This is a genomic window from Kitasatospora sp. HPM-01-4 (genome assembly GCF_051374625.1).
In the GTDB taxonomy this organism is placed as follows: Bacteria; Actinomycetota; Actinomycetes; order Streptomycetales; family Streptomycetaceae; genus Kitasatospora.
In genome coordinates this window covers 2,832,715-2,848,846 of record NZ_JBPQGP010000005.1, presented here as the reverse complement: position 1 = coordinate 2,848,846, position 16,132 = coordinate 2,832,715, and the positions used below count along the sequence as shown (strand labels likewise).

General features: G+C 71.9%; 15 protein-coding genes. 3 read left to right on the top strand and 12 right to left on the bottom strand.

The annotated features are described in order from the left end of the window. Positions 1 to 39: 39 nt before the first annotated feature. Positions 40 to 798 carry an SDR family NAD(P)-dependent oxidoreductase gene (locus ACSMTC_RS12080; RefSeq protein ID WP_436559676.1) on the bottom strand — a complete coding sequence of 253 codons (759 nt, stop codon included), beginning with the start codon at positions 796 to 798 and terminating at the stop codon, positions 40 to 42. A 294-nt stretch (positions 799 to 1,092) separates the two neighbouring features. Between ACSMTC_RS12080 and ACSMTC_RS12075 the strand changes: the two genes are divergently transcribed. Next, a complete protein-coding gene (locus tag ACSMTC_RS12075; protein WP_436559675.1) occupies positions 1,093 to 1,473 on the top strand; it encodes a nuclear transport factor 2 family protein in 381 nt (126 codons plus the stop codon). Positions 1,474 to 1,483: 10 nt separating this feature from the next. Here ACSMTC_RS12075 and ACSMTC_RS12070 read toward each other — a convergent pair whose 3' ends face one another. The 9 genes from ACSMTC_RS12070 to ACSMTC_RS12030 form a co-directional block, all read right to left on the bottom strand. After that, positions 1,484 to 1,639, bottom strand: coding sequence for a hypothetical protein (locus ACSMTC_RS12070; protein WP_436559674.1), 156 nt, complete (start codon positions 1,637 to 1,639; stop codon positions 1,484 to 1,486). Positions 1,640 to 1,680: 41 nt separating this feature from the next. Then, on the bottom strand, positions 1,681 to 3,510 hold the full coding sequence (locus ACSMTC_RS12065; protein ID WP_436559673.1) for a carbamoyltransferase family protein: 1,830 nt from the start codon (positions 3,508 to 3,510) through the stop codon (positions 1,681 to 1,683). A 204-nt stretch (positions 3,511 to 3,714) separates the two neighbouring features. Further along, on the bottom strand, positions 3,715 to 4,632 hold the full coding sequence (locus ACSMTC_RS12060) for an Inducer of phenazine A (RefSeq protein ID WP_436559672.1): 918 nt from the start codon (positions 4,630 to 4,632) through the stop codon (positions 3,715 to 3,717). A 152-nt stretch (positions 4,633 to 4,784) separates the two neighbouring features. Then, the gene (locus ACSMTC_RS12055; protein ID WP_436559671.1) at positions 4,785 to 5,699 is read right to left on the bottom strand and encodes an NAD(P)/FAD-dependent oxidoreductase; all 915 of its coding nucleotides are present in this window, start codon (positions 5,697 to 5,699) and stop codon (positions 4,785 to 4,787) included. 4 nt (positions 5,700 to 5,703) lie between these two features. Continuing rightward, positions 5,704 to 6,972 carry an MFS transporter gene (locus ACSMTC_RS12050; RefSeq protein WP_436564659.1) on the bottom strand — a complete coding sequence of 423 codons (1,269 nt, stop codon included), beginning with the start codon at positions 6,970 to 6,972 and terminating at the stop codon, positions 5,704 to 5,706. 75 nt (positions 6,973 to 7,047) lie between these two features. After that, positions 7,048 to 7,941: a phytanoyl-CoA dioxygenase family protein gene (locus ACSMTC_RS12045; protein ID WP_436559670.1), complete on the bottom strand. Its 894-nt coding sequence runs from the start codon at positions 7,939 to 7,941 to the stop codon at positions 7,048 to 7,050. 55 nt (positions 7,942 to 7,996) lie between these two features. Further along, entirely contained in the window at positions 7,997 to 9,814 is a 1,818-nt protein-coding gene (locus ACSMTC_RS12040; RefSeq protein WP_436559669.1) for a carbamoyltransferase C-terminal domain-containing protein, read from the bottom strand. Positions 9,815 to 9,848: 34 nt separating this feature from the next. Next, the gene (locus ACSMTC_RS12035; protein ID WP_436559668.1) at positions 9,849 to 11,408 is read right to left on the bottom strand and encodes a radical SAM protein; all 1,560 of its coding nucleotides are present in this window, start codon (positions 11,406 to 11,408) and stop codon (positions 9,849 to 9,851) included. Between the two features lie 173 nt (positions 11,409 to 11,581). Continuing rightward, on the bottom strand, positions 11,582 to 11,746 hold the full coding sequence (locus tag ACSMTC_RS12030) for a hypothetical protein (protein WP_436559667.1): 165 nt from the start codon (positions 11,744 to 11,746) through the stop codon (positions 11,582 to 11,584). Positions 11,747 to 12,353: 607 nt separating this feature from the next. On the opposite strand from ACSMTC_RS12030, the gene ACSMTC_RS12025 reads away from it, so the two are divergent. After that, positions 12,354 to 13,148 (top strand): GNAT family N-acetyltransferase, encoded by a 795-nt coding sequence (locus tag ACSMTC_RS12025; protein ID WP_436559666.1) that lies wholly within the window; start codon positions 12,354 to 12,356, stop codon positions 13,146 to 13,148. 44 nt (positions 13,149 to 13,192) lie between these two features. On the opposite strand, the gene ACSMTC_RS12020 is transcribed toward ACSMTC_RS12025, so the two are convergent. Next, complete coding sequence (locus ACSMTC_RS12020; RefSeq protein WP_436559665.1) at positions 13,193 to 13,789, bottom strand: cysteine hydrolase family protein; 597 nt, start codon at positions 13,787 to 13,789, stop codon at positions 13,193 to 13,195. A gap of 71 nt (positions 13,790 to 13,860) precedes the next feature. Here ACSMTC_RS12020 and ACSMTC_RS12015 point away from each other — a divergent pair, with 71 nt between their 5' ends. After that, a complete protein-coding gene (locus ACSMTC_RS12015; protein ID WP_436559664.1) occupies positions 13,861 to 14,850 on the top strand; it encodes a GlxA family transcriptional regulator in 990 nt (329 codons plus the stop codon). Between the two features lie 74 nt (positions 14,851 to 14,924). Here the strand turns inward: ACSMTC_RS12015 and ACSMTC_RS12010 are convergent, their stop codons facing one another. Continuing rightward, a complete protein-coding gene (locus tag ACSMTC_RS12010) occupies positions 14,925 to 16,007 on the bottom strand; it encodes a CaiB/BaiF CoA transferase family protein (protein WP_436559663.1) in 1,083 nt (360 codons plus the stop codon). Positions 16,008 to 16,132: the final 125 nt, after the last annotated feature.

Genomic DNA, 16,132 nt, shown 5'->3' with positions numbered 1-16,132 from the left:
CCTGGGTGACGGCCTGTCGGCGGACGGGACAGCGGGGCGTCAGTACATGGACATCCCGCCGTTGACCGCGGCCGTGGTGCCGGTCATGAAGGCGTTGTCCTCGCTGGCGTAGAAGGCGACCGCCTGGGCGACGTCGTCCGGGTGTGCCAGGCGGCCCAAGGGGGTTGCGGCCACCTGCCGCTGCCGGTGCTCCTCGTCGAGCACATCGGCCGCCGTCCGGGTCTCGTCCACCGGGCCGGGTTCGACGACGTTGACCGTGATGCCCAGCGGGCCCAGTTCCTGGGCGAGGTACCGGGCGAACTGTGCCAGTGCGGCCTTGGCCGTGCCCAGGGCGATCATGCCCTCGCGGGGCCGGCGGCTGAGGCCGGTGCCGAGATAGACGATGCGGCCCCAGCCCTGTTCGGTCATGCCGGGCAGGACGGCTCTGGTGACCGTGAACGCCGCACGCATCTCGTCGTCGAGCTTGCCGCCGAGTTCCTCCCACGTCATCTCCCGGAACGGCTTGACCGCGTACGGGGTGAGCGCGTTGTGCACGAGCACGTCGATGCCGCCCCATGCCGCCCGGACCTGCTCGACCATGCTCCCGACCGCCGCTGCCTCACGTACGTCGGCCTGTACGGCCATGGCCTGGCCGCCCGCGGCCTCGATGCCGGCCACGACCTCCTCGGCCGCCGTGCCGCTGTGGAGGTAGTTGACCACCACGCGCATTCCTCGTGCGGCCAGAAGTCGCGCCGTGGCCGCACCGATTCCGCTGCTGGATCCGGTCACCAGTGCCACCCTGCCGGGTGTCCCAGTCATGGGACCACCCCCTGCCATAGAAACTGATTAAGTTTCGATGGTTTCCATGCTGGCCGCCGACTCATCCGCTGTCAAAGCAGGACTTCCGGATTATCACTGTTCCCGTTATCCCGTACATCGAATATCACGGTCGACGACCTCCGCACAGCGCCCTCCCCGGCGCGCTCGGCTCCGGCCGACGGCCGGCCCGGCGGCGCACGCGCCGACTGTCGCCGCCAGGGTTACGGTGGTCAGCAGGGGCCGGGGTGCCGGATGCGGGCCCCGGCCGGCGGTGCTGTGATCGGAGGGAACGCGATGGGGCACCAGGAGACCCGGGCGGCGCTGGATCGGCACTGGGCGGCGTCTGCCGCAGGGGACCAGGACACCGAGCACGAGATCTATCACGACGACGTCATCGTGGATTATCCGCAGTCGGGTGAGCGTATCCACGGCCGCCACAACCTGCAGGCGCTGCGCTCGCACCACCCGGCCAAGCTCGGCTTCACCATTCACCGGATTCTCGGCAGCGGGGATCTCTGGGTCACCGAATATGTGATGGACTACGACGGAAAACCGGCGTTCACCGTCAGTGTGATGGAATTCCGCGACGGAAAGGTCGCCCACGAGACCCAGTACTTCGCGGATCCCTTCGCCGCACCCACCTGGCGCGCCCAGTGGGTGGAGATGGCGCCATGACGGCAAGCGGCTAGCGCGCTCCCCGGCGCGCTCCGTCGGTGAACGACCAGTAGCTGGCGGCATTCCGGTCCCGGCGCAGGGTCAGCGGGTCGGCGATCAGCCTGTGAAGCTTCCCGGCTGGTGTGACGGCGGCGAAGTAGAGGACGGCGAGCAGTGCGCGGCGCACGGTGGGGTCCCTCCTCGGGCGGGGCGGGGCGGGCGGCGAGGTCAGTCGGCGGGGATGTGGGACCGCCAGTCGGCGTCCTCCCGCCAGGGCGGCTGCTCCTCCTTGAGCAGCAGGAACCCGCCGATCGCGAGGGCGTCGATGTTGGTCCGCATGAAGCAGGTGTAGGCCTCTTCAGGGGCGTTGACGATCGGTTCCCCGCGCACGTTGAAGGAGGTGTTGACCAGCACCGGGCAGCCGGTCCGCTGTTTGAAGGCCTGGAGCACCCGGCGCAGGTGGGGGTGGTCGGGGCCGACGGTCTGGACGCGGGCGGTGCCGTCGATGTGCGTGACGGCCGGGATCGTCGAGCGCGGAACGCGCAGCAGGTCCAGGCCGGTGGCGCCGGGGGGCACCTCGTGGTCCAGCCGCTGGGCGGCGCTGACCCGGCTGACCAGCAGCATGTAGGGGCTGTCCTGGCTCAGTTCGAAGTAGTCCTTGGCGTCCTCGGCGAGGACGGCCGGGGCGAACGGGCGGAAGGACTCGCGGAACTTGGTGCGCAGGTTGAGCTCCGACTGCATACCGGGGTCGCGGGGATCGGCCAGGATGGAGCGGGAGCCGAGCGCACGCGGTCCGAACTCCATCCGCCCCTGGAACCAGCCCGTGATCTTCCCGTCGGCCAGTGCCGCGGCCACCGTGCGCGCCAACTCCTCAGGTTCCAGGCGCCGGTAGCGGGCGCCGAGCCGGTCGAGCCCGGCTTCGATCCGCTCGTCGTCGTACTCCGGCCCCAGCAGCGCCCCGGACATCGCGTCCCGGCCCCGGCCGAGGTGCGGCCGGGGGACGCCCTGCGCGTGGGCCACGGCGAGGGCCGTGCCCAGGGCGCCGCCGGCGTCGCCGGCGGCCGGCTGGACCCACAGCTCCTCCACCCCGCTCCGCTCGGCGATCCTGCCGTTCGCCACGCAGTTGAGGGCCACTCCGCCGGCCAGGCAGAGCCGGCGTTCGCCGGTGAGCTCCAGCGCGGTCCGCGCCAGCCGGACCATGACGTCCTCGGTGACCAGCTGGATCGAGGCGGCGAGGTCGAACTCCCGCTCGGTGAGCGGACCTTCGGGCAGCCGGCGGGGGCCGCCGAAGAGCCGCTCGAAGGCGGCCCCGGTCATGACGCGGCCCCGCAGGTACTCGAAGTACCGCAGGTTCAGCCGGAACGTCCCGTCCGGCTTGACGTCGATCAGCCGTTCGCGGATCAGCGGGGCGAAGCGCGGGGTCCCGTAGGGGGCGAGGCCCATCAGCTTGTACTCGCCGGAGTCGACCTTGAAGCCGCAGAAGTAGGTGAACGCCGAGTAGAGCAGGCCCAGGGAGTGCGGGAACCGCAGTTCGGCGATCTTCCGCAGCCGGGTGTCCCGGCCGTGCCAGAGCGTGGTGGTCGCCCACTCCCCGACGCCGTCCACGCAGAGCACCGCGCCGCTGGGGAACGGGCTCGGGTAGAAGGCCGAGGCGGCGTGTGACTCGTGGTGCTCGGTGGTGACGACGGGCGGCACCGGCCGGCCGCCCGGCGCGAGGTGCTCCCGCACCGTCCGGACGGCGTTCCGCTTGCCGCCCAGCCAGGCCGGGAACGACTCCTGGAACGAGGCCAGGCCGTGCGGGGCCGCCGCGCCGAACGTCGTCATGACCCGCCGGAACTTCAGCGCCGGGTCCTCGTAGTACGCCACCGCCGACAGGTCGCCGAGCTCCGCCCCGACCGCGCTCAGGCAGTACTCGACGGCCTGGGCGGGGAACGACGGGTCGTGCTTGCGCCGGCTGAACCGTTCCTGCTGCGCTGCCGCGACGGGCACACCGTCGAGGACCACGGCGGCCGCGCTGTCGTGGTAGAAAGCGGAAAGCCCCAGGGTCAGATGAGTCATGCGCGCCTCCCGCCGGCGGCAGCGCGCGCCGGGCGTCCTCGTCGATGCGTCGGGTCGGAACATCCGGTCAGAACATCGGGTAGATCGAAGCGTCGTCGGTGGGCTGCGGCTTGAGCTTGGTCGGGCGGCGCAGCAGCCGGCGGATCAGCCGTCGGAGCCGGGACATGGCGCATCTCCTCCGCTCAGCAGGGGGTCATGGCGGGATCAGCGGAGGTCGAGCCGCTCGGCGAGCACCCGCGCGAGCGTGTCGTACCCGGCGTCGACGCAGTGGACGCGGTCCACGAACAGCCAGGTGTCCCCGCTCACCGCCTCGCCGAGCGCGGTGTTGAGGTCGAGGAAGCCGATCCCGGCGGCCGCGCAGCCCTCGCGCAGCAGGTCCGCGTACCGGCGCCCCATCTCCATCGACGCGATGTCGTTGTGCAGCCGCCGCCAGTTGGAGACGTCGTCGAGCTCCTCGAACAGCGACTTCTCCTGCGGGGCGGGCCGCTCCCGCACCCACGGGGCGAGCGGCTGCAGGGCGTAGGTGAGCCGGGCGCCGACGGCGGTGGCGAACCGCTGCCAGCCCTGGGCGTGACGCAGCGTCAACTCACCGGCCAGGGCGATCCGCTGCTCGGGGGTCGGGACGTTCTCCGGTGCGGGGCCGCACTCGAAGAAGGCGCCGTGCCTGCCCTGCTGCGACTCGGGCAGCCGGCTGAGCACGAGGTTGTTGACGCCGGACATCAGCACGATCTCCTCGACCTCGTCCAGGTGGTGCTGGAAGAGGTTGAGGAGGATCAGCTCCTGCACCGAGTTCAGGCTCTGCCCGGCGAAGTTCAGCCAGGGTCGGGTGGGCGCGTAGCGGGTGCCGAGCCGGGAGGAGACGGTGGCGTGGTCACCGGTGGCGCCGACGCCGAAGACGGCGGAGCTGCCGGCGAGCAGTCGTACCGGTCCCCGCGGGCGGTCGCCCGCCACCGCGGCCGTCCGGCCGTCGGCGGCGTGCGAGACGCGGAATCCGCAGCTGTCGGTGGTGTAGACCGGGGTGCTCTCGTCGCCATACTGGAAGAAGCCGATGTACGGCTGGTCCTCCAGGATGAACTTGTAGTGCTCCATCTGCGGCGCGAGTTCCGCGCGCGGGGACTTCACGGCTGTTCTCTCCCTGGGTCGTTGCGAGGTCCTTCTCGGCTGCGGCGGCCCGCTCCGCCGAGTGGCTCGGTCGGTCGGGCGGCCTGCTCGATGAATCGGCCCGTGCGGTCAACCCGCTTGTCCCGAAGGGAAGTCGGGTGCCGCTGGGCGGCCTACAGGTCGTAGAGGGAGCCCGGCCGGTCCTCGCGGACCAGGTCGGCGTTGATGGCCATGGCGGCCAGACCGCCGCTGGCCGCGGCCATGGCCGCCTGGTGCATGTTCTTGCCGAGGTCGCCCGCGACGTAGAGCCGCGGCAGCGAGGTGCGCCCGCGCTCGTCGGTCTGGACGGCCTCCAGGTCGTCCGCCTCCAGCCACGGGCGCAGCGGCGCGATCCGCGGCTCCGCCTTGGTGTGCATGAACAGCGCGGTGAACTCCTGGGTGCGCCCGTCGGCGAACTTCACGCTGACGCCGTCGGGGTGCTCCGAGACGCCGAGGATCCTGTCCGTGACGGTCGGGATGCCCGAGGCCGCGAGGTGCTTGCTCTCCTCCTCCGGAAGTTCACGCTGGTCGGAGAGGTAGGTGAGGGAGGACGCCCACTGGGTGAGCGTGGCGGCCAGGCACTCGCTGGGCTCGCCGCCGCCGTAGACGCCGAAGGCGCCGTTGCGCACCTCGTAGGCGTGGCAGTACGGACACTCGAACGCCCGCTTGCCCCACAGTTCGGCGAGACCGGGCAGCTCGGGCAGGATCGAGCGCATGCCGGCCGTGTACAGGACGGTGCGGCCGTGCAGCCTTGCCCCGGACCGCGTCTCGACGACGATCCGGTCGCCGTCCGGCGCGACCGAGGTCACCTCGTCGTCGAGGAACTCCACGCCGTACGCCGAGATCTCCTTGCGGGCCCGCGCCCGGAAGTCCGCGATCTCGACCCCGTCGTTGGTGACGACGTTGTGCATCACCCCGGCCGCCATGTTCCGTGCTTCGCCCGAGTCGATCACGATGGCCCGGCGGAGCGAACGCCCAAGGTACAGCGCGCCGTTGAGCCCGGCCGGGCCACCGCCGACGACGACGGCGTCGTAGAGGTTGTCTGTCATGTCCTCAACTTTCTGATGTTCCAACGTGATTGGCAACAGCCGTGTCCGCCGCGTCGGACGAGGTCGCGACGGACCGCAGCGGGGCGAGCAGTACGACGGCGCCCACGATCAGGAGGGCCCCGGAGGCCATGAAGACGGTGGTGACGGAGGTGCTGCGGGCCAGCAGCCCGCCGAGCGTGGCGCCCACGGGCATCGTGCCCCAGGAGCACAGCCGGGCCACGCTCGTCACCCGGCCCTGGAGGTCGGCCGGGGTCAGCCGCTGCCGCAGCGAGAGGACGGGGATGTTCCAGCTCATCATGAAGAAGCCGTTGCACAGCAGCGCGGCGCCCACCAGCACCACGTTCCCGGCGAGGCCCATCGTGAGGTAGGCGGCCCCGGACAGCATCAGGGAGCCGATCGCCATCGGGACGGCGGGCAGGCGCCGGCTCAGCCGGTCCACCGCCCAGGTGCCGAGCAGCGAGCCGATCGAACCGACCGTCAGCAGCAGCCCGTACCCGGTGGAGTCGAGTCCCAGCGTCCGGTAGGCGAGGAGCACCAGCATCGAGAAGGTGGCCGAGTAGACCAGCCCGTACAGCGCGCTCGTGGCCACCGTGCGGAGCAGTACGGTGTGGCCGACCACGTAGCGCACACCGGCGCGGATGTCGCGCCGGATCGAGGACGGGGCCGAGGCGGCCGGCCGCACCGCCTGCGGCACGCCCCGGGCGGCCACCACCAGGCCGGTGAGCAGCAGTGCCGCCACCGCGTAGAGGGTTCCGCCGGTGGCCAGGGCGGCCGCGGCGCCGAGCCCGGCCAGCAGGCCGGCGATCGGCGGCCCGGCCATCTCGTTGAGGATGATCTGCGGAGCGAAGAGCCGGCTGTTGGCCTTCTCCAGCTCCTCCTTGGGGACCAGGTCCGGGAGCATCGCCGGGGCCGCGGTCTCGGCCAGCGTCTCGGCGATGCCGAGGACGAACGCCAGCCCGTACAGCACCGCGATGGAGGCCCCGGCGGCGAACACCGCGACAGCGGCCAGGAGCGCGGCGGCCCGTACGACGTTGCTGATCACCAGGAGGCGGCGGCGGTCGTGACGGTCCGCCAGCGCACCGGCGGGCAGGGCGAACAGCAGCCAGGGCAGCATGTTGACGGCGGTCAGCCCGGACACCACCAGCGGCTGCGGATGGTCGGCCACCACCAGCAGGGGTAACAGCGTCCGTGAAATACCGTCACCAGCGTTCGATGCCACCGATGATGACCACAGCCAGCGGAAGGGGCGCCCCAGGCCGGGCGCGCGCGGCACGGATCGGATGTTCTCGGTGGTCAACTGCGCTCGCTCTCTCGTCGGACCGGGCCGGTGGCACACGCCGCTTGCGCGTCAGGCGGACCAGCTCGTCAGACCGAGCAGCCGCTCACCCAACGGTGTCAGTTCGGCACGGCCGTACATCTCGCGTTCCAACTTCCGGTATTTCCCGGGTTGTTCGTGCTCGTGCGGGGGAACACGGTCATGCCAGAACCTTACACGGTTCGCCTTGAGCGCGAGATTGTCCTCGAGCGCCGGGCTCATCGAGATGTACTGCGCCATTCGCACCTGGTCGGCCGACCGGTTGGGGCGAACTCCGTGCGGCAGAAGGCTGTTGAAGATGATGAGGTCACCGGGGTCGACGGTGGGGACGACGACCTTGTGGTCGCCGAGGTCGGGCGTAAACGGGTCGCGGTCGGCGCGCTGTTCGGCGAGCCAGTCGTCCAGCTTCTCGAAGATGGTGGGCACGCACTGGAATCCGCCGATCTCCTCATTGCCCGCGCTGATCGACAGCACGCCCTGGCAGCTGTTCGGGAGGGGGCGGCGCGAGGTGTCCACGTCCCAGTGGACGAAGCCGTCGAAGGCGCGGCTGCCGCGGTTGGGCGGGTTGACGTTGACGAAGTCGATCACCACCCACAGGTCGGGCCGGTCCCAGATGTCCACGAACGCGTCGTACAGCCGCGGCGTCTGGCGGTTGTCCCACATCGCCTGGTGGTTGTAGATCTCGACCAGGCCGCTGTGGCCGGGCAGCCGCAGGTTGCCGGTCCGGGGCCGGTACCAGGTCGACTGGTCCTTCGGGTCCATCTCCTCGAACTCGAACAGCGCCTCGGTGAGCCGCCGGACGTTGTCCTCGGGGACGGCCTCGCGGATGATCACGTAGCCGCAGGTGATCCACTGCTCCCAGTCCGAGGGCGAGAGCGTGCGCAGGGGGAGTTGCTTGCGGACATCGCGGAGTCGGGTGCTCGTCATCTGGGTCCTTGTTCGGTGCGGGCGGAGCGGGTGGGGCCCGGCGGGTTGGGCCGGGTCAGGAGATGACGGTGAGGTCGTCGACGAGCACGACCGCGTCCAGCGGCGTGCCGGTGAGCAGGTCCAGCGCCTCGGCGACGGTGTTGAGGATCGGCCGGCCGCCGGCGTTGGCACTGGTGTTGATCAGCACCGGGATGCCGGTCCGCTCGGCCACCGCCAGGCAGAGCCGGTGCAGCAGCGGCTGCCCGGTACGGGTGACGGTCTGCAGCCGGGCCGTTCCGTCGATGTGCCGGACCTCCGCGAGCTCCTTGGCCCTCTCCGGCCGGACCCGAACCGCGAAGAGCATCCGGTCGGTCAGCTCCAGCGGCCCGCTGAAGTACCGGTCCGCGAGTTCGGCCGGGCAGAGCGGGGCGATCGGCCGGAACCACTCGCGGTTCTTGATCGCCTGGGAGACGTGCTTGCGCGCGCCGGGCCAGTGCGAGGAGACCAGGAGGGAGCGGTGGCCGAGGGCGCGCGGGCCCGTCTCCATGCCGCCGTGCAGCCAGGCGACGGACCGCCCGGTGGCGAGCAACTCGGCGACGTGGGCGACGAGTTCCTCCTCTGCCGGGAAGACCTCCCGGTGGTGCTCGGGGCCGATCGGGGAGCGGACCAGCGGCGGCCCGGCGAAGGTCGGTTCGGCGTCCTCGGCCCGGCGCGGACGGTCCCCGGCGTGTGCCACCGCCAGCGCGGCGCCCAGGGCGATCCCGGAGTCGTCGCAGCAGGTGGGGATGGAGACGCGGGTGAACAGGCCGGCCTCGGCGATACGGCTGTTGGCGAGGATGTTCAGGGCGCAGCCGCCCGCGTAGCACAGCACGGGGTAGTCCGGGTACTGCTCGCGCAGCCCGGTCACCAGGTGCAGCAGGTCCGTCTCCACGGCGGCCTGGACCGTCGCGGCGAGGTCCCGGCAGACCGCGTCGTCCGGGCCGGTTCCGACCAGGACGCTGCGGCCGGAGGCGGTCCGGATCTCGTCGGGGAAGACGCCGCCGTAGGAGTGCACGACGTCGTCGTCGGTGGAGTCGGCGAGCAGCGCGTCGAGGTAGCCGCCGGAGGTCTCGTCGTACTCGTACCAGGTGCCCTCGTAGCGCAGCGCGCTGCCGAGCGGGGCGGCGGCCCCGAGCGGGACGAACAGCGGGTCGGCGGTGCGCGCCCGTTCTCCGATCATCATCGCCCGGACCACGGGCAGCAGTTCGGGGTCGACCTCGCCGGTGGCGGCGAGCCCGAGCAGCTTGCCCGTGTCGAACTGGCCGCCGTGGACCCGGCGGGACAGCGCCTCGTAGACGAGCCCGAAGCGCGGTCCGGTGCGGTTGTCGAAGGAGCGGACCGGGACGAGGCGGTCGCCGTCGCCGAGGCAGACCATGCCGCACTCGGTGAAGTTCCCGGTGCCGTCCAGCGCGAGGGTGAGGGCCCTGGTCTCGCCGGAGGTGTAGTAGGCGAGGGCGGCGTGCGCGTAGTGGTGGCGGACGGCGGTCACCGGTGCGCCGCCGGCCGCGTCGGCCAGCGGCCATCCGGCGGCCTTCAGCGGGCGGAGCACGGAGGACGCCAGGGCGGGGCCCGGCCTGCTCCAGGCGATGTCCTGGGCCACCAGGTCGACCAGGTCGCCCGGCAGGATGCGGCAGGCCGGGGTGTACCAGTCGGCGACGGCGATACCGGTGACCGGTCCGTCGGCGAGGGCGGCCAGGTGCCCGATCCAGTCGCCCACCTCGGCGGCGAAGGTACCGTTGCCGCCGCAGACGTGACGCAGGCCCACCTGGCGCTCGCCCTCGATGAGGTGGACGCCGCCGGGCTGGGCGAGCGCGGCGCCACCGTCGTGCCCGAAGTTCAGGCCGATCGTCGGCATGGGGTTCCGCTCCTCTCGCGGTCGAGGGGGCCGCTCAGACCGCGGACAGGGCCTGCGCCTGGTGGCGCTCCAGCAGCCCCTGGACGACCTCGCGCATGTAGGCGCAGTAGCCGGGGGACATCACCTGGATCGACCCGTTCTCCTCCTCCAGCGCTCCCGCCGACCCGCCGGAGCAGGTGCCCTGCAGCTCACAGCCCTGGCAGCCCGGGCCGTTGGTGTAGGCGCGCATGCCGTAGTCGCGGTAGGCCGAGGAGTTGAAGATGCCGCGCCAGTCGTCGATGCTGCCGAGCTTGCGGGCGGTGGCCTTGCAGGCGAAGACGCTTCCGTTGGGCTCGATGGACAGCTGCCGGCCGACCGCGGGGCAGGTCTTGTAGTCCGCCTGGGCGGCCCACTTCGCCTCGTCGACGATCATCTGGAAGGTCTGGTACCAGTAGCCGCTCAGCTGGACCCCGAGCGCACGCCCGTAGTCGACCGCGGTGAGCAGCCTCTGGGCGACCTCGTGCGGGCTGTGCTGCTCGAAGAACTCGCGGGCCTGGAAGGAGACGATGACGTCGAGCGAGTCGAGCCCGGCCTCGGCGACGAAGTCGATCAGCGGGGTGCCCCACTTGTCCCAGGTGTACTGGGAGAGCACGGTGGTGATGCTGACCGGGACGCCGGCCTGCTTCATGGCGAGGATCGCGTTCCGCACCACCGGCCAGGGGGTGCGCTGCTGCTGCCCGCCGCGGAACTCCCCGGTCTCGGGGACGAGGTAGTCGATGGAGACCGTGGTCGCCACCTTGTGCTCCGCCAGCGCCTTGAGCAGCTCGTCGTCGATGCGCGAGCCGTTGCTGGTCATGTCGTAGGAGAGGCGGACGCCGTCGTAGCGGTCGCCGAAGGTCCGCAGGATGTGCAGGATGGTGCCGCGCGCCAGGGTGGGCTCGCCGCCGAAGAACGAGACGGTCAGCTCGCCGCCGCCGTTGGCCTTGCGCAGGGCGAGCGCCTCGCGGATCGTCTTCTCCGCCACCTCGGGCGACATGTGCATGGAGGGGTTGCGGTGGCCGTCGGTGCCCTCGTTCCAGTCGCCCTTGGCCAGCGTCGGACCGGTGTCGCCGCGCGTGGTCCGCAGCTGGACCAGGACCGGCCCGGGCTTGACGGACTCGCCCGAGGTGTTGCGCTCCTCGACGCCGCCGTCGAAGTTGTAGGCGAAGCAGCCCTGGCAGGAGAAGTTGCACGCGTTGGTGAGCACCAGCTGGATCGAGGAGTGGAACACGCCGCTGCCGAGCGCCTCGCCGCGGCTCGCCAGGAGTTCGTCGATCTCGCGGGCCTCGTCGTGGCCGGCGGCCACCAGGTACCGGGCCTCGATCAGGCTGTCGACGGCCTCCCGGCCGACCCGTTCCCACAGCCGGTCCAGCGGAAGCCCGTCCGCGGCCTCGTGGAGCAGTTCCACGGTGTCCCGGTCGACCAGCCGGGCATTTCCGTAAAGGGAGTGAAAGGCGATCGTTCGGGAGCTGCCGTCGAATGTTCCGAGACGGCCGCCGAAATGTGAGAAATCCCGGTCCTGCTCGGTGCGTACGGTGCGGACGTAACGGGAGGACTGGTAGACCGGCGCGGACATGGGCGGAATTCCTCCAGAAATCGAACGTGCTCGCGATACGGCGGTGCGGCGTGGGCGGGCGGGGGTGGCGACGGGGAGGCCCCGTCGCCACGGCGCCGAACGGGGCGGTCGCTGCAGGTTGCCCGGGCCTCTGGCCCCACCTGCGACGATGCCCGTTTCGGCCGGTCAGGAGGTCAGCCCTGGGTCACCGGCTCCTGCGCGGTCGCGGTCTCGGAGACCGTCTCCGTCTTCGGGAGCGGGGTGATCGTCGGCGCGTTTCCCTTGTCCGGCGACACGAAACCGCACGGACGCGTGGACGCCGTAGGGGTCGGATTCGGCATCTTGATGACTTCAGCCATATTTCTCTCCCTTGCCGCGGTATTGCGGGATGGCCGCCAGGAAACCATCGGCCCGGGGGGGCTTGGTAGTACATTTTCGGCCGTCACACGACCCCTGCCGCAGAACCGTGACCCATCCGATCGCATGCTGACAGATCAGACATTCCCTAATATTCCGGTCACCGCTCGCAGCGGCCCACGTCGGGGCCGCCCGCCGCCCGCCCGGGCGCCTCGCCGCCGGTCGCCGGGCGGAGGAAGTGCCGCGCTTGGAATCGACCGGAAACAGGGGGGAAGTGTGTCAGGTGTCCGACGAGGCCGCGTTGACAATCCCGCGCGCGCATGCTGTTGCTCCGTATGCCATCGGCCCGCCGTCCGGCATCGCCCCGTACCGGCCCTCGGCGGCGTCGTCCGGGCCTTCGGTCCAACTCCCCGGCCGTGCAACCAAGCTGGTGAAAGGCGGTGTGCGGGAGCCGGCGCGGGGCGCGGACGGACCCCGCGCGCCGTGCGGTACGGGCCGCCGCCCCGACCAGGTGCCACAACGGCGGTGTCGCCGCCGAGGGGCCGTACGGCGTGCCCGCGGGGTAAATCCACTTGCCGCGGCCGCCGTCCGGTGCTGGGGTACCGGTCAATGGACACTGATGCGACGCTGGCGGTCTTCGACCAGCGGATGAGGCAGGATGCGGCACCCGACGGCCCCGGGGCCGTGGTCGAGCGGGTGGACGGCGTGGTGCGGCAGACCGGTGGGCAGCACACGTGGAACGCCGTGCTCTGGTCGGGGCTGGACGAGGACACCGCCGACGCGGCGATCGCGGCGCAGGTGCGGCACTTCGGCTCGCTGGGCGTGGAGTTCGAGTGGAAGCACTACTCGTACGACCGGCCGGCCGACCTCGGCGACCGGCTGCGGGCGGCCGGGTTCGTGCCCGAACCCGCCGAGACGCTGATGGTGGCCGAGGTCGGGGAACTGCCCACCGAGGCCGAACCGCCCACCGGCGTAAGCCTGGTGCCGATGACCGACGAGGCCGGGATCGACCTGGCGATCGCCGTCCACGAGCAGGTCTTCGGCACGGACGGCTCCGCGCTGCGGCAGCGGCTGCTCGGTCAGCTGGCCGGGGACCCCGAGTCGTTCGTGGTGGTCCTGGCCATGGCGGGCGGGCAGCCGGTGTGCGCCTCGCGACTGGAGTTCTACCCGGGCACCGGGTTCGCCGGACTGTGGGGCGGTGGCACCCTCCCGGAGTGGCGCGGCCGGGGCATCTACCGGGCCATGGTCGCCCACCGGGCCCGCCTGGCCGCCGAACGCGGCTACCGCTACCTCCAGGTGGACGCCTCCGACCAGAGCCGCCCGATCCTCGGGCGGCTCGGCTTCGCCGCGCTGGCCACCACCACCCCGTACCTGTGGCAGCCCCCGGCGCCGCCGTCGAGCTGACCCGCGCCGGGGTCCGGTTCGACGGCGACGCCCGCCGGGCTCCGCTACTTGGGCGAGCCCGCCGCCAGCACGTCCTTGGTGGTCACCACCTTGGCGAACCGCATGCTGTGCAGCGACGCGGCGGTGGCACGGGCGAGTTCGGCGGCGGGGATCGTCTCGCCGTCCGGGCCCGCCATGTCGAAGGTGTGCATGGCGTCGACCGGGAAGATCACGTCATAGTCGAGGTTGCCGCCCATCCGCGCGGTGGTCTCGTTGCAGACGTTGGTCATGATGCCGATCGTCACCAGCTGGGTGGCGCCGCGCTCCTGGAGCCAGGCGTGCAGGTCGGGGGTGCCGTAGAAGGCGCTGTTCACGCTCTTGGTGATGTGGAGGTCCGAACTCACCTCGGCCACGAAGGGCTTGAGCTCGTATCCGGGGGTTCCGGGGTCCAGCGGGCCGCCCGTCGACTGGTGCTGCACCACCACGATCGGCCGGCCGGTGGACTGCCACAGGTCCAGCAGCTCGGCCATGCGCTGCTCGGCCTCGGGGTTGTCCCGGGGGCCGAGGACGGGGTTCTCGAAGCCCTGCTGAACGTCGATCACGATCAGCACAGCGTCGTCGGCGAGCCGGAGCGGGGCGTCAAAGGGAGCGGTGTTCGTCATGGCTCCATCATGTGGCCGGGCCGGCACCGACGGTGAGTGGCGCGTCCGCCGGTGATCGATACATTTCTGCCATGAGTACTGCGGACGGCCCCCTCGGCATGCGTACGGTGGGATGCCTGCTCTTCGACGGTGTGCGGGCCTTCGACTACGCCGTGATCTGCGAGGTCTGGTCCGACCGGAACACCCGGCTCGGGGCGCCCGCCTTCGAACTGCGGGTCTGCGGACCCGAGGGCGGGCGGGCCCGGCTCGGCGGCGGCCTGGAACGGTTGCCCGACCACGGGCTCGCCGCGCTCGCCGACTGCGATCTGGTGGTGATACCGGGGGTCGAGGAACCGACGGCGTCACGGGACCCCGGGATCCTGGACGCACTGCGGGACGTCAACCGGCGCGGAGTGCCGATCGCCTCGCTCTGCGCCGGGGCCTTCGTCCTCGCCGAGGCCGGACTGCTGGACGGCCGGCGGGCCACCACCCACTGGGCGCTGGCCCCCGAACTGGCCCGCCGCCACCCGGCGGTGGAGGTCGACCCTGAGGTGCTGTTCACCGGTGACGGTGAGATCTGGACCTCGGCCGGGGTCGCCGCCGGGATCGACCTCTGCCTGCACCTGGTCCGCTCGGCGCACGGCCAGCAGGCGGCGGCGGCGATCGCCCGGGCGATGGTCACCGCCCCGTTCCGGGCCGGCGGGCAGGCCCAGTTCATCCCCTCGCCGGTGCCCGAGGGCGGCCCGGCGGACGACCCGCTGGCGGCGGTGCGGGCCACCGTGCTCGAAGGGCTCGAAGTCCCTTGGACGGTAGGCCGGTTGGCGAAGCTGGCGGCCATGTCGGAGCGCTCCTTCTCCCGGAACTTCACCGCCGCCACCGGGACCCCGCCGCTGCGCTGGCTGCTGGAGCAGCGGGTACTGGCGGCCCAGCGCCTGCTGGAGGAGACCGACCTGCCGGTGGACGAGATCGCCACCCGCTGCGGCTTCGGCTCGGCGGTCTCGCTGCGCCCCGCCTTCGTCCGCCGGGTCGGGGTCGCCCCGCGCGACTACCGCCGCGCCTTCCGCGGCCGTGGCACCGCCTGAGTCAGCGGGGTGTTGAACCGTGTCGGCCCTGCCGGCGCCGAGTGCTCCCCGGCGCCGGCAGGGGCCGAGCGGGCTCAGGAGGCGGGGGCCGCCCACTGGGCGAGGATCTCGGCGGTGTGCTGGCCGGGAAGCGGGGCCGGGCGGCTGATCCGGCCGGGGGTGCGGCTCAGCCGGGGGGCGGGGGAGGGCTGGGGCTGACCCGCGACCTCGGTGAAGGTGCGGCGTTCGCGCAGAACGGGGTGGACGGCGGCCTCCGCCGCGGTCAGCACCGGGACGACACAGGCCTCCTGCTGGTCGAAGGTCTTCACCCAGTGCTCGCGCTCCCGGCCGAGGAAGGCCTCGGCGAGCCGCTCGCGCAGCTGCGGCCAGACCGAAGGGTCCTCGCGGTCGGGCAGCTCCTGGCCGGTCAGGCCGAGTCCGTCCAGCAGCGCGGTGTAGAAGTGCGGTTCGATCGCGGCGACGGCCATGTACCGGCCGTCCTTGCAGGCGTACGTGGTGTAGAACGGCGCGTCGGTGACGGTCTTCATGCCCGGCGCCTGCCGCCACTGCTGGATCATCACCGTCAGCATCGCGGCGCCGTCGACCATCGCGGCGTCCACCGTCTGACCGAGGCCGGAGCAACCGCGCTCGGCGAGCGCGGCGAGGACGCCGAGGACCTGGAGCATGCCGCCGCCGGCGAAGCTCGACAGGTAGGTGGAGGGCGGCAGCGGCGCCGCGCCGCCCGCGCGGTCCGCGTCCAGCGCGCCGGCCAGGGCGAGGAAGGTGAGGTCGTGGCCCGGGCGCTCGGCCCAGGCGCCCTGCTGGCCCCAGCCGGTCATCCGGGCGTAGATCAGGCCCGGGTTGCGCTCCTGGAGGACGTCGGGCCCGAGGCCCAGCTTCTCGCAGCCGCCGGGGCGCAGGCCCTCCAGGAAGACGTCGGCCCGGTCCAGCAGGGACCGCAGGGTGTCCTGGTCGGCCGGGTCCTTGAGGTTCAGGGCGAGGGAGCGCTTGCCGCGGCCCAGCGGATCGGCCGGCGGCGCGGCGTCGGTCGGAGCGGTCCGCGGCGGCCGGTCGACCCGTACCACGTCGGCCCCGAGGTCCGCGAGGAGAGTGCCGGCGAAGGCGCATGGCGCGGTACTCGCAAGCTCGATGACGCGGATGCCGTCCAAGGGCCCCATAGCAGTGCCTTCCCTCTGTCCAGTCCGCCCGCGAAGGGGGATCGGTGGAATCACCCGGGGAATCCGGGAGTCTTCGGAATTCTCTCAGCCGGCCCCTGGGAACGGGCTTCGGAATTCCGTAGCGG

What these genes read in the sequence shown, in the direction of transcription:
- ACSMTC_RS12015 (WP_436559664.1), top strand. Translation starts at nt 13,861, where the DNA reads ATGAGTACTGCGGACGGCCCCCTCGGCATGCGTACGGTGGGATGCCTG.
- ACSMTC_RS12080 (WP_436559676.1), bottom strand. Translation starts at nt 798, where the DNA reads ATGACTGGGACACCCGGCAGGGTGGCACTGGTGACCGGATCCAGCAGC.
- ACSMTC_RS12025 (WP_436559666.1), top strand. Translation starts at nt 12,354, where the DNA reads ATGGACACTGATGCGACGCTGGCGGTCTTCGACCAGCGGATGAGGCAG.
- ACSMTC_RS12065 (WP_436559673.1), bottom strand. Translation starts at nt 3,510, where the DNA reads ATGACTCATCTGACCCTGGGGCTTTCCGCTTTCTACCACGACAGCGCG.
- ACSMTC_RS12075 (WP_436559675.1), top strand. Translation starts at nt 1,093, where the DNA reads ATGGGGCACCAGGAGACCCGGGCGGCGCTGGATCGGCACTGGGCGGCG.
- ACSMTC_RS12010 (WP_436559663.1), bottom strand. Translation starts at nt 16,007, where the DNA reads ATGGGGCCCTTGGACGGCATCCGCGTCATCGAGCTTGCGAGTACCGCG.
- ACSMTC_RS12040 (WP_436559669.1), bottom strand. Translation starts at nt 9,814, where the DNA reads ATGCCGACGATCGGCCTGAACTTCGGGCACGACGGTGGCGCCGCGCTC.
- ACSMTC_RS12055 (WP_436559671.1), bottom strand. Translation starts at nt 5,699, where the DNA reads ATGACAGACAACCTCTACGACGCCGTCGTCGTCGGCGGTGGCCCGGCC.
- ACSMTC_RS12045 (WP_436559670.1), bottom strand. Translation starts at nt 7,941, where the DNA reads ATGACGAGCACCCGACTCCGCGATGTCCGCAAGCAACTCCCCCTGCGC.
- ACSMTC_RS12020 (WP_436559665.1), bottom strand. Translation starts at nt 13,789, where the DNA reads ATGACGAACACCGCTCCCTTTGACGCCCCGCTCCGGCTCGCCGACGAC.
- ACSMTC_RS12030 (WP_436559667.1), bottom strand. Translation starts at nt 11,746, where the DNA reads ATGGCTGAAGTCATCAAGATGCCGAATCCGACCCCTACGGCGTCCACG.
- ACSMTC_RS12035 (WP_436559668.1), bottom strand. Translation starts at nt 11,408, where the DNA reads ATGTCCGCGCCGGTCTACCAGTCCTCCCGTTACGTCCGCACCGTACGC.